The sequence below is a fragment of the Verrucomicrobiota bacterium genome, assembly GCA_016200005.1.
GTDB lineage: Bacteria > Verrucomicrobiota > Verrucomicrobiia > Limisphaerales > PALSA-1396 > PALSA-1396.
This window is the reverse complement of the sequence record JACQFP010000047.1, coordinates 90205-102460: the sequence shown is the minus strand read 5'-3', so window position 1 is coordinate 102460 and position 12256 is coordinate 90205. Positions and strand designations below refer to the sequence as shown.

9 protein-coding genes are annotated in these 12256 nt (G+C 57.0%); 7 read left to right on the top strand and 2 right to left on the bottom strand.

The window, feature by feature from the left end; all coding sequences use genetic code 11:
* The first annotated feature begins 81 nt into the window (after positions 1-81).
* The 5 genes from HY298_16925 to HY298_16905 all read left to right on the top strand — a co-directional run bounded on the left by HY298_16925 (position 82) and on the right by HY298_16905 (position 6755).
* Positions 82-768 carry a phosphatidylserine decarboxylase family protein gene (locus HY298_16925; protein MBI3851942.1) on the top strand — a complete coding sequence of 229 codons (687 nt, stop codon included), beginning with the start codon at positions 82-84 and terminating at the stop codon, positions 766-768.
* A 10-nt stretch (positions 769-778) separates the two neighbouring features.
* A complete protein-coding gene (pssA, locus tag HY298_16920; GenBank protein MBI3851941.1) occupies positions 779-1636 on the top strand; it encodes a CDP-diacylglycerol--serine O-phosphatidyltransferase in 858 nt (285 codons plus the stop codon).
* A 6-nt stretch (positions 1637-1642) separates the two neighbouring features.
* On the top strand, positions 1643-2311 hold the full coding sequence (locus tag HY298_16915; GenBank protein ID MBI3851940.1) for a LysE family transporter: 669 nt from the start codon (positions 1643-1645) through the stop codon (positions 2309-2311).
* A gap of 583 nt (positions 2312-2894) precedes the next feature.
* Entirely contained in the window at positions 2895-3647 is a 753-nt protein-coding gene (gene xth / locus HY298_16910) for an exodeoxyribonuclease III (GenBank protein ID MBI3851939.1), read from the top strand.
* 87 nt (positions 3648-3734) lie between these two features.
* Complete coding sequence (locus HY298_16905; GenBank protein ID MBI3851938.1) at positions 3735-6755, top strand: c-type cytochrome; 3021 nt, start codon at positions 3735-3737, stop codon at positions 6753-6755.
* A gap of 110 nt (positions 6756-6865) precedes the next feature.
* Here the strand turns inward: HY298_16905 and HY298_16900 are convergent, their stop codons facing one another.
* On the bottom strand, positions 6866-8149 hold the full coding sequence (locus HY298_16900; protein ID MBI3851937.1) for a PQQ-like beta-propeller repeat protein: 1284 nt from the start codon (positions 8147-8149) through the stop codon (positions 6866-6868).
* A gap of 107 nt (positions 8150-8256) precedes the next feature.
* Positions 8257-9939 carry a DUF3387 domain-containing protein gene (locus HY298_16895; protein MBI3851936.1) on the bottom strand — a complete coding sequence of 561 codons (1683 nt, stop codon included), beginning with the start codon at positions 9937-9939 and terminating at the stop codon, positions 8257-8259.
* A gap of 57 nt (positions 9940-9996) precedes the next feature.
* On the opposite strand from HY298_16895, the gene HY298_16890 reads away from it, so the two are divergent.
* On the top strand, positions 9997-10704 hold the full coding sequence (locus HY298_16890; GenBank protein ID MBI3851935.1) for a macro domain-containing protein: 708 nt from the start codon (positions 9997-9999) through the stop codon (positions 10702-10704).
* 123 nt (positions 10705-10827) lie between these two features.
* Complete coding sequence (locus HY298_16885) at positions 10828-12243, top strand: DUF4433 domain-containing protein (protein MBI3851934.1); 1416 nt, start codon at positions 10828-10830, stop codon at positions 12241-12243.
* Positions 12244-12256: the final 13 nt, after the last annotated feature.

Sequence of the window (12256 nt, the reverse complement as noted above, 5' to 3'; positions counted from 1 at the left end):
ATCAAGGTTCAGTGCCGCCGTTGCCGGCGTGCCGGAAACTTTGCCCTTTTACCTTTGGCCGCCGATCCCTAAAGTAAACGCATGAAGCACTCGGGCAAAGCCATTCGTGCCGGTCTCAAGCTGATCTTTTGGACGCTCGTGCTGTTGGGCGCGATCATCGCCGCCGGATTCCTGGCCATCATCGTCGGCGGATTCATTGTGACGATTGCCACGAGCCTGATCACGGTCTGGGTCCTCTTTGCGTTGTTCACCCTTTATTTCTTCCGCGACCCGAATCCCCTCGTGCCCACGGCGCCCAACGTGGTGGTCGCCCCGGCTCACGGCAAGGTGGATGTGATTGACGAAGTGACCGAACTGGAATTCATGGGCGGCAACTGCCGGCGCATCTCCATGTTCCTCTCGGTGGTGAATGTTCATGTGCAGAATGCGCCCGTGGGCGGAAAAATCGCTTACCTCCGCCATCATCCTGGCGAATTCCTGAATGCCATCAAAACCGAATCTGCGGCGCACAACGAAAACTTGCTGCTGGGCATCGAATCACATGAACGCCCCGGTGAAAAAGTCGGCGTGCGCTTGATCGCAGGGATGATCGCGCGCCGCATCGTGCCCTGGGTGGCGGTGGGCGACGAACTGGCGCGTGGTGAGCGGATCAGCCTGATCCAGTTTGGTTCGCGCGTTGATCTTTATCTGCCGCCGGCGGCCATCATAAAAGTACAACTGGGCGACAAGGTGGTCGGCGGAGAAACCGTTGTGGCCACTTTTGATTGAGATGGGTGTCATGGCTCTGCCCAATTCCAATCCACTGCCGCAAGAATCCTCCGAAACGCGGTTGAAAATCTATTTCCTGCCCAATCTGCTGACGGCGGGCAACCTGTTCTGCGGCTTTGTGGCGCTGACCAAGATTGTGGAGGCCGACATCTCCGAGGGAAACTTCGCCCAAATCAAACTGGCGCTCGCGTTCATTTTGCTGGCCTGCATTTTTGACCTGTTCGATGGACGGGTGGCGCGACTCGGCGGAGTCGAAAGCCCGTTTGGGCGCGAGTTTGATTCGCTGGCGGATTTGATTTCGTTTGGCGCGGCGCCGGCCTTCCTGGTGCATCGCGTGGTGCTCAAGGATGTTTTTGTGCGGCATCCAGAGTGGGGCTGGTTCATCGCCTCCATTTATCTGATTTGCGGCGCCTTCCGGCTGGCGCGTTTCAACTGTCTGACGGCGCAGGGAGGTGCCGGCGCTGGGAAGGAATTTCTTGGGTTTCCCATTCCTTCTGCGGCGGCGCTGGTCGCGTCGCTCACGTTGTTCATGATCTGGTGGGATGAGAAGGAATTCGCACATGGAAACTGGCGATACATCCTGCCCGTTCTCCTGCTGTTCCTGTCGGCCATGATGGTGAGCAATGTGAAATATCCCAGCTTCAAGAACCTGGACCTTCGGGCGACCCGTACGTTCACGAAAACCCTGGTGGCCATCCTGTTCATCGGCAGCGTGGTAATTTTGCGGGAAAGAATCCTGGTCTTTGTGCTGCCGGTATTTTTCACTGCCTATCTGATCTACGGATTTGTTCGCCCGCGCATATCCCGGAAAATCCTCCACGAAATTGAGGAGGAAGACGCGGAAGACGACCAGCCGGTGCGCCCATAACTCTGCATGTTCGAACTGCCACCCAGCTTGCTCGCCGCGCTGACGGGGTTCATCAGCGGTCTGTTTCTTTCCGTCCCCGTCGGCCCGGTCAACCTTAGCATCATCAACGAAGGCGCACGCCGTGGTTTTCAATGGGCGATCCTCATCGGCTTGGGCGCCGTGGTGATGGAAGTGATTTACTGCGCGCTCGCGTTCACGGGATTCGCTTCGTTTTTCAGCCAGGGCTACGTGAAGGCGGCGATGGAACTGTTCAGTTTTGTGTTCATGCTCTACTTGGGATTCAAATTTTTGCTGGCCCGGCACATAGAGGTCTCGAACAAGATTGAAGAGCGGATCGAAGAACGATTGCGTCCGCATTCCGCCTTCATGACCGGCTTTGTGCGGGTGATGGGCAATCCCGGCGTGTTGTTGTGCTGGATTGTTCTGGCGGCAAATTTCATCTCGCGTGAATGGGTCGAGCCGAACGGTGCCGGCAAGCTGGCCTGTATCATCGGTGTGGCAATCGGCACCGGGCTCTGGTTCTTCGGCCTCAGTTACGCGGTTTCGCTAGGCCACAAAAAGTTCAGCGAGAAAACCCTGCTGCGGATGGAACACTTCTCTGGCATGGGCTTGTTGGGGCTTGCGGTGGCCCACGGGGTTCACATCGTCTGGCAGATGGCGCGGCATAAAATGTAGCTCACGCTCCGATTGAGTGCAGGTCGTGGCTGCGGAATGTTCCTCGCGAAAAAATATGCGTTACCCTGGCAAAGCGCGTGTTAAAACCAATCAAGAAAGGACCCTGCTGACGGAACGATGCATTCCCCGCTCCGCATTGACCAAACCCGGTCCAATTAGCACGCGCGCTCCTGCGGCAGAGAATTATCCGGATGAAAGGTCCGCGCATTGCACCCGAACCCCGACTCCGAGTCGGGCTGGCTAGAGCAGCCGACGTGAGTCGGCTCTGACTTTCATCGAATTCAGACAGAGCGGACTTATCTCCGCGGCGAAATGGTTGAAGGGAAGCCGCCACGATTTCGAAATTCCGCATCAGAGCCCTGAACCTGACCGTACAAGGTTTTGCTTCACCTGAAGCAAAAGGTTGTACCGCGCTCGCAAGGGTTCATGGAAAGGGCGGCGGTGACGGCGAATGTACATTCTGACTTCATTCGTACGACTACTGGGCAGCGGGTCCAATGTGGGGGGCGCTTTCAACTGAATCGTTACGACCTAGCCGCACCGATCTTGCCGTTTGACTCTGTTTCACCCTAAACTTTCTCTAGTGAAACTGATTTCGTGGAACGTCAACGGCCTGCGCGCCGTGCTCAAGAAAAACTTTCTCGACTATCTCGACGCCGAAAAACCCGACGTGCTTTGTCTGCAGGAAACCAAGTGCACGCCCGACCAGGTTGAGCAACTCTGGCCTGCCCAATACACCACCTACTGGAATTGCGCCGAGCGGAAGGGCTATTCCGGCACGGCCATGTTCGCGAAGACGCGTCCGTTGAACGTCACGCCTCACATTGGCATCACCGGGCACGACCGTGAAGGCCGCGTGCTCACCGCCGAATTTGCGGACTTTTTTCTCGTGAATGTGTATGTGCCCAACTCCAAGCGCGAACTCACCCGCCTCGCCTACCGCCAGCGATGGGATCGCGACTTTCTTCGCTACTTGAAAAAGCTCGAGCAGAAAAAGCCGGTGATGTTCTGCGGCGATCTCAATGTGGCGCACACGGAGATTGACCTCACGAATCCGAAAGCCAACGTGAGCAATCACGGATTCACCCCGGAAGAACGCGCCGGCTTCAGCGCCTTCGTGCGGGCCGGATTCCTCGACACCTTCCGCGAATTCGAGACGGGCGGCGGTCATTACACGTGGTGGAGCCCGATGAGCAACGCCCGCGCGCGAAACGTCGGCTGGCGCATCGATTATTTTCTCGCCAGTGCCGTGCTGCGCCCCCGACTTAAACGCGCCTTCATCCGCCCTGAGGTGAGCGGCTCGGACCATTGTCCCGTGGGGATTGAAATCGAATGAGCCGGAGAGGGCGCGCGCCTGGAGAAGATTATTTTACCTCGTGCTTCCGTTGCGCTTTGTTAGCCTCCTCGAAATTCGTTTTGTACAATGACAGAATTGAAAAAGGTTTCGCGCTCGCGGATCATAACGCTCTCCTTGTTGCTCACGGCATTGCTCGTCAACTTCGCGGCATCAACTGCTCACGCGGCAACACTCCTCGCCCAGGCCGTTGCCGGATTTGAACTGCCTCCCGCGTTGCAAATCTCCCTCTTCGCGGCGGAACCAGACGTTGTGGATCCTGTCGGCATGACGTTTGATGAGGACGGGCGGATTTACGTGGTGGAGATGCGCGATTACCCGCTCGGCATCGGCCCGGACCACCAACCCGGCGGCACCGTACGGCTTTTGGAAGATCGCGACGGCGATGGCAAAATTGATCGCAGCACGGTCTTCGCGGAAGGATTGAGTTTCCCAACGTCCGTCGCGCCTTGGAACGGCGGCATTCTCGTGACTGCGCCGCCGGAAATCATTTTTCTCAAGGACACCAACGGCGACGGCAAAGCAGATGTGCGTGAAGTCGTGCTGCGCGGCTTCGTCAAGGGCGTCACGGACAGCAACGTCAACGGCTTGCGCTGGGGATTGGACAATCGCGTTCACGGCGCCAATGGCGGTAACGGCGGAAGCGTCAGTTCGCCGCTCCATCCCGACCGACAGATTGCTTTGGGGCGGTCGGATTTCAGCTTCAATCCCGCGACCGGCGACGTGACCACCACCTTCCACACCGGCGGCGGCTTCGGGTTGGTGTTCGATGACTGGGGGCGCAGCTTCACGACTTACAACATCAATCACATTCAGCAACGGGTGATGCCGATGCGTTACCTCAGCCGCTTCCCCGGTTTGCCACCCGTCAAACTCACCCAGAGCATTTCCGATCACGAGGAGATGAGCCGCATCTTTCCGATCTCCGTTCCTGAAACGCGCGTGAATCATCCGGAGCAGGCAGGACATTTTTCGGCCGCCGGCGGCATGGGCTACATCGCAGCGCCGGGCTATCCCGGTGATTTGGCCGGCAGCATTCTGGTCTGTGATGTGGTCGGCAACCTCGTTCACCGCGATGTGTTGACGGAAGACGGTCCGAGTTTCATTGCGCATCGTTCGCGCGACGAACAAAACCGGGAATTCATCGCCAGCCGCGACAATGCCTGCCGACCCGTCGGTCTTGAACTCGGACCGGACGGTGCGCTCTACCTCATCGACATGCAACGTGATGTCATCGAACATCCCGATTACATCCCGCAAAAGGTCAAGGAGAAATTGAATTTGCGCGGAGGTGAAGTTCGCGGTCGCATTTTTCGCGTGACACCGAAAGGCGGTTTGCCGCCAGCGCAAATCAAACTCGGTCGGGCGTCCACCCCGGATTTGGTGCGTGAACTTTCCAGCGCGAATCAGTGGCGACGCGTCACCGCCCAGCGACTGTTGGTCGAGCGAAAGGACCAAGCCGCGGTGCCGCTACTGAACAACCTTGCCAGCAGTGGCAAGGAACCTTTGGGCCGGCTGCACGCGCTCTGGACGTTGCAGGGACTGGGCGCGCTGGTTGAACCGCTCGTGCTCAAAGCGCTAGCGGATCCGCGTCCGGGCAATCGCGAAAACGCGTTGCTCCTGTCCGAATATTTCGAATTACCCAAGTCGGCGTCGCTGCCACCCATGATTCTGGCCCTGGCCGACGACGTTTCGCCACGGGTCCGCTTCCAGGCCGCGTTGACGATTGGCGAGTTCGAAAAGCCCGCCAATCGGATCGCGCTGATGAAAATCCTGCGACGTGATTATCCATACCGCTGGTCACGCCTGGCGGTCTTCAGCTCGCTGCGGAGCGGCGCGTCGGAGATATTTCGCTCGCTGCTCGGCGACCGGAACTTTTGCGAACCGCCGGACGAGAACAAACTCGCTTTGCTGCGCGAGCTGGCCGACTTGATCGGCGCGCGCGCCGACAATGGCGAAACCAACGGAACAGCTACCGTGCTCCAGGCGCTGGCCGAATCCAATTTGAGTGAGTCCTGGTCGATGGCGGCGTTGGAAGGATTACGAACTGGCCTGGCCCGGCAAACGACCACCATCGCGCCCACTTCACAAATCACTGAGGCCATTCAAAAGCTGGAGTCGCGCAAGTCTTCCGCGCTGCTGACCGCTTCCTGGAAACTCTGCCGGACGCTCGGCCTGCCGGAAACCGAAAGCCAGAAAGTCGCGCTGCAACAGGCGCTCAGCCGCGCCGGAGAAAGTTCGCTTCCCGTCGAGGAGCGCGCGACTGCCATCCGATTGCTCGCACTCGGTGATTTCCAAACGATCAAGCCGCGCCTCTTTTCTCTATTGGAAGGCACGCAACCGGCAGCGGCGCAATCAGCGGTGATCGAGACGCTGCGCGCATTCAACGAACCGGAAATCGGCCAGACGCTCGTGGCGCGATGGCGCGCCCTTTCGCCCGCCCTCAAGACTCCGGTGATTCAATTGTTGTTGCAGCGACGCAGCTACCAGGAATCGTTGCTCGGCGCCGTTGAAAAAGGTGACATCAAAGTCGGCGAACTGAATCTCGATCTGGAACAGCGGCGACGTTTGCTCTGGTACGGCGCGCCCGAAATCAAGACCCGCGCCGCCAAGTTTTGGAGCGACGAGGAATATAGCAATCGCAAGTCCACCGTCACGGACTGGCTGGCGAAGCTCCCGGCCGCCGGCGATACGCAACGCGGGCGCGAGGTGTTCGAGAAGACCTGCGCGCAATGTCATCTGCTTGAGGGTCTCGGTCACGCGGTCGGGCCGGACTTGAGCGACGCCGGACATCGCAGTGTGGAGGATTTGTTGTCGAACATTCTCGACCCCAACATGGCCATTAATCCGAACTACATCAGTTACTCTGTGGAATGGTCGCCGGATGAAAACGCCACGGGCATCTTGCAATCGGAAACGCCGGAGTCGATCACACTGTTGCAGGCGCAGGGAATCAAAGTCGTCGTGCCGCGCGCGAAACTCAAGCGGATGGAATCGACCGGTCTTTCGCTCATGCCGGAGGGTTTGGAAGCCGGCCTGACACCGCAACAATTGCGGGACCTGATCGCCTTCCTGCAAAAGCGTCGCTGAAGTGTTTTCCCGAAAAGGGAAACCGCAGATGGACGCGGATCAACGCAGATTCGGAAGGGCAATCTCAGGTTACCTGGCAGGCGACGCGCGCCCTTCCCACGCGCTTTGTTTTATTTCAGAAGATCGAGGCACAGAAGTTCACCGGTGGATTTGACTCCCTCGCGCAGATAAAGCTTTCCGTCGGCGTACGCCGGATTGCACCAGTTCAATCCGCAAACCTGAACGCGACTGATCTCCTTGCATTCGCTCGGGTCCGCGGTGATGAGCACCAGCTCGCCGCCGTCCGTCGAAATCAGGATGTTCTTTCCCATGACCAGAAAAGCCGCATGCGCCATGTCCGCTGACGTTTTGATGTAGCCTTGCTTCGACCACATCAATTTGCCCGTCGGTATCTCGACACAAAAGATGTTTTTGGCCGGGCCGAGGCCGTAAAGATATTTCCCGACCGCAACGGGCGACGCAAAATTCATGGCCGCCTCCTTGTTCACCCAGACTTGTTCCGCATTTAAGGTGTCGTCCTTCCGCGAAATTTTGATGCCGATCAACCCGGCTTGGTGCGATGCCACAACGACCATGTCATCGTAAATCACCGGTGTGGTGGCATGTCGGGCATAAGCGGTTTTGACCGGAGTGCGCCAAAGGAAACGACCATCGTCCCTGGCGACACTCAATACCCCTTCGACAGTAAAGCAAACAACCTGTTTGACCCCGGCAATGGGCGCGATCATCGGCGCAGCGTAACCGGCCTGATCATTCTGCGATTTCCAGATCACTTTGCCCGTCCGCTTGTCGAAGCAAACCACGCTGGCGCCGTTCGTGCCGCCCGCGCAGGCGATGAGCTGCTCGCCGTCCACGATTGGCGAAGCGTTATTGCCATGTCGCGCGGCGCCAGGGGCATTTCCCTTCTCGCCGATAAAGATCGCGCCGAGGTCTTTGGGATAGTTGACGCGCCAGATCAGTTTGCCATCGGCCACGCTCAGACATTGCAGCTCACCCCGGCAGGACTGCGCATAAACACGGTCGCCATCGACCATCGGCGTGCAACGCGGCGCGGGCGGACCTTGGGTGTCCTGGTGCACGTCATCAATCGCGGCGTTCCAAAGTTCCTTCGCATTTGCGCCATCAACCGCATGAAGTGTTTCCTTCCCGCCGACGTTGTCGGAATAAAACACCTTCCCGCCGGAAACGACCGGCGACGCAAAGCTCTCACCGGTTTTGATTCGCCAGACGACTTTGGGCTGGGCGGGCAGATGATCGGGCACCGTCCAACTGTCGGGCACATGGCCGTTGCGCATCGGCCCGCGCCATTGCGCCCAATCTTCCGAGCGAAGGTCGCCAACGAAGAACAAAACTCCGAGAAAAAGAATGATGGATGGGCAACGTGCAGAAATCATGCGCGCAATTCAGCGGCAAAATGAACCCCAGTCAAGCGTGAAGGTTTCTTTAGCTGGCGTCGTGTTAGGATTGTATGCCGCCGGAGGCGGTTTCGGCTTGCGGAAGCTTATGCTGCCCATTCGGCACAGAGTAACTTCGCTTGTTCCAAAACGGTCTGCGTCGCTTTTTCCTGCTTGTCCGGCGGGTAGCCGTATTTGCGGAGGATGCGGCGGACAAGGACGCGGATTTGAGCCTGAGCGCTTTCGCGCAGAGTCCAGTCAATCGTCACGCTCTTGCGAACATGGGCAACCAATTCGCGGGCGATGTCTTTCAATGTCGGTTCGCCGAGAACTTTCACGGCGCTGTCGTTCACTTCCAGCGCATCATAAAAAGCCACTTCGTCGTCGGTCAGTCCGAGATCAACGCCGCGCTTGTGACCTTCGCGCATCTTCTTCGCAAGTTCGATCAACTCAGCGATCACCTGCGCGGCTTCGATGGTGCGGTTTTGGTATTTTCGGATTGTAGCCTCCAGCATTTCGGCGAACGAGCGGGATTGGACGAGATATTTCTTGGAGCGGACTTTCAGTTCGTTGTTGAGCAGCTTTTGCAACAACTCCACCGCAAGATTGCGCTGGGGTAAATGTTTCACTTCAGCCAGAAACTCGTCGGACAAAATGGAGATGTCCGGCTTCTTCAATCCGGCGGCGTCAAAGATGTCTATGACCTTGTCGGAAGAGATGGCGCGCGAAACGATTTGCCGGACGGCCAGATCTAATTCTTCCGGCGATTTCCCGCCGCCTTCGGTGATGCTCTTGGCCAGCACTGCCCGGACTTCCTGGAAGAATCCGACTTCATCGCGAATCTCCAGTGCTTCGTCATTCGGCACGGCGAGTGCGAAGGCTTTGGACAATTCCATGACCGCGAGTAGATAGCGCGGTTTGCCGTCTTTCTGTTGCAAGACATGCTCGGCGGCTTGTGCGATTAACGGCAAACGCTTCGCCGCAGTTGCCTCAGCCGCGCCCTGGTAATCAAATCCGTGCATAATGGCACAGACCTGCTCGTATTTTTCCAGCATCACCGCCACGGCTTCTTCCTGATCCAGCGTGATGTCGCCTTTGCCTTTGCTGTTCGTGTAATCGGCCAGCGCCTGCTTCAATTCCTCTGCCAGCCCGAGATAATCCACCACCAAGCCGCCCGGCTTGTCTTTGAAAACCCGATTCACCCGCGCGATGGCCTGCATCAATCCGTGACCGCGCATCGGCTTGTCCGCATACATCGTGTGCAGGCTCGGCGCATCAAAGCCGGTCAGCCACATGTCGCGCACGATGACGATCCTGAACGTCTTCTTCGGATTTTTGAACGCCTTCGCCAGTTCTTCACGGCGCTTCTTGCTGCGAATGTGTTTCTGCCAGTCCAACGTGTCGGAAGCCGAGCCGGACATGACAATCTTCATCACGCCCTTGTCATCGTCGTCGTGATGCCATTCCGGGCGCAGTTTCTGGATCGCCTTGTAAAGCTCCACGCAGATGCGGCGGCTCATGCAGACGACCATCGCCTTGCCCTCCATTGCGGCGTAACGCGCTTCCCAGTGCTTCACCAAATCCTCGGCCACGAGCGCGATGCGCTTGTCCGTCCCAACCATCGCTTCCAGTTGCGCCCACTTTCGGCGCAGACTTTTCTTCGTGGCCTCCTCCGCGTCTTCCGTCACTTCTTCAAAGTTCGGGTCAATCTTCGGGCGTTCCTCCGGCTTCAAATCAATCTTCGCCAGCCGCGCGTTGGCACGCACTTTTGACTTTTCATGGGTTTCGATTTGAACGAGATTCTGATAGCGTGACTGCGGTTATCAAGCAAGCAACGAAACGCTCGAATGCCATACCGTGAATACAAAGGAAACCTGTTCGCGTCGCAGGCTCAGTGCCTAGTGAACACGGTGAATTGCGTCGGGGTCATGGGCAAGGGCGTTGCGTTGGAATTTCGTCGCCGTTTCCCGACGATGTTCGAAGAATACCGGCAAATCTGCGAATCGGGGAGACTTCGTCCTGGGCAGATTTTGCCTTACCGGAAGGGGCAACCGTGGGTTTTGAACTTTGCCGTCAAGGACGATTGGAAACACCCATCGCGAATTGAGTGGGTCGAAAGTTGTCTCACCAAATTCGTGGCGAATTACCGGAAACTCGACATTCGTAGCGTGGCCATGCCGTGGCTCGGTGCGATGAATGGCCGTTTGGAATGGGATGAAGTCCACTCATTGATTCGTTCATATCTCAGCGAATTACCGGACATCTCAATTGAGCTGGTGGAGTTTGACCCGCACGCACGCGATCCGCTGTTCGACGAGTTGCTTTCTGAAGCAGAGCGCAGCACCAGCGAGGACTTTCGTCGCCACGCTGATCTGACAGAATCGGCAGCCAATTTGATCCTTTCTGCTGTGAAAAACCGACGTGTTAATAGTCTGGCAGAGATTTGCACCTTGGAAGGTTTGGGAAAGAAAACGATTGAAAACCTGTATTCATTCCTTGTCGGCAGCAAAACCGCGTTCCAAGAAACCTCCCTCAGCCAGGCTGTTCTGCTGTGAGGCACTTCGATGAGTGCCCAACTCCTCCTCGAGACGCTAAGGGGATTCGCTGACGCGGCGGCGGGACTGAGAGCAGTTCTGACTCCCGCAGCGGACCAACTTTTCGTGTATTACATTTGCCCTTTGACAAATTTGCGAGGGATAGCGGGCGATGGAATTCTCCCAAACGTCGCTGCACCGGAACATCGAGCAGATTTATCAGGGCAAAGTGTCCAAGCGAAACGAAACGTCCCGGTGGTTCTTCCGGGCGGCAAGGAGGTGAACGTTCACGAGTGCATCAATCTGTTCTGGAATCCGCTCAACCTGACCATGCGAGCTTTTCAACGCAACGGCTTGTTGCGCGAAGCTTCTTCAAAGATTCTCGATGATGCGGTCGTCTGTGTATTGGAAATTAACCTGGAGCGACTGGTCTTCGATGCCAGGTGCAGATGGACGATTGCACCGCAGAATTTTGCGGGAACAGGTTTCGCCACTTTTTCTAGGGAGCAATTCACGGGCGCTGCGATGTGGGATGATGGAACGCCAAGGTGCGACTGGCGAAGCATCCTTTCCGTGCCATCTCATGCTGATCGTGCTTTGGACCGGAAAAAGCAGGTTCAACTGAACAGCAAAAGATCCGCGGAACTTATCGTCCATCTGGGGGACAATCCAGCCGGGACAAGTTCCGTAGCGCTTCCGTTCGACATGGTCGATCGAATAATCGTTCCGGCAAATGAGGTTCGCGCTTTGACTGACGAGCAAAACGCCTTTTTGAATTCCACTGGGAAAATCATCACTCGCTTATCCAGCGTCAACGGCGTGCCCGTGTATTTTCCCAAAGACGAGTTGCTCAAAGCAGAACGGGGATTTTTGAAGAGCCTCGCGAACCGGTCCAAGAGCGACTCCAACGTTTTGGCGAAAATGAACGCAGCGCTGAAGCTCGTGGAGCAGTTTGAGACAGACCATCCAGAACTTTGTCCGAGCCGTGAGAAATTTCTGCGCCCTGATTTGGCGGATGACCACCACGGCTCAATGCACGCTGCGAGGGTGATGTTTTGGAGTGCGTTCCTGGCTGAACACCTTGACGAGGCAACCAAGCAAGAACTCCTGCCCGTGGTGCTCGTAGCGGCTTCGTTGCATGATACTTATCGCGAGAAAGACGACGAGACGCACGGACAACTGGCCTCGGAAGCGCATCAAGCAAGAATAGCAGGAGTTCTTGCAGAGCCGCGATTGCGTTCCTGTCTCAATGCGATCCAATACCACTGTATTCCAGACGCCCAGTGCTCCAACCCCGACTTGGCACTACACATTCTGAAAGACGCTGACGCACTCGATCGTGGTAGATTCGGCGCTCCGAATAAGCAGGGAGGTTGTGATACGAAGTTTTTCCGAACAGATGTATTAAGGTTGCGTGACGCCTACGGAAACATCGCCTGGATGGCATATTGGGCTGCGCAGAGCACGCGTTACAGTCCACTTGGTTCAAGGCCGTGTGCGGACTTCAGTCGTTCGCTTTGTGACGCAGTAAATAGTCTATCAACTAAGCGAGCGACCTAGCGCAGAAACTTGC

What these genes read in the sequence shown, in the direction of transcription:
- HY298_16890 (MBI3851935.1), top strand. Translation starts at nt 9,997, where the DNA reads ATGCCATACCGTGAATACAAAGGAAACCTGTTCGCGTCGCAGGCTCAG.
- HY298_16915 (MBI3851940.1), top strand. Translation starts at nt 1,643, where the DNA reads ATGTTCGAACTGCCACCCAGCTTGCTCGCCGCGCTGACGGGGTTCATC.
- HY298_16905 (MBI3851938.1), top strand. Translation starts at nt 3,735, where the DNA reads ATGACAGAATTGAAAAAGGTTTCGCGCTCGCGGATCATAACGCTCTCC.
- pssA (MBI3851941.1), top strand. Translation starts at nt 779, where the DNA reads ATGGCTCTGCCCAATTCCAATCCACTGCCGCAAGAATCCTCCGAAACG.
- HY298_16900 (MBI3851937.1), bottom strand. Translation starts at nt 8,149, where the DNA reads ATGATTTCTGCACGTTGCCCATCCATCATTCTTTTTCTCGGAGTTTTG.
- HY298_16925 (MBI3851942.1), top strand. Translation starts at nt 82, where the DNA reads ATGAAGCACTCGGGCAAAGCCATTCGTGCCGGTCTCAAGCTGATCTTT.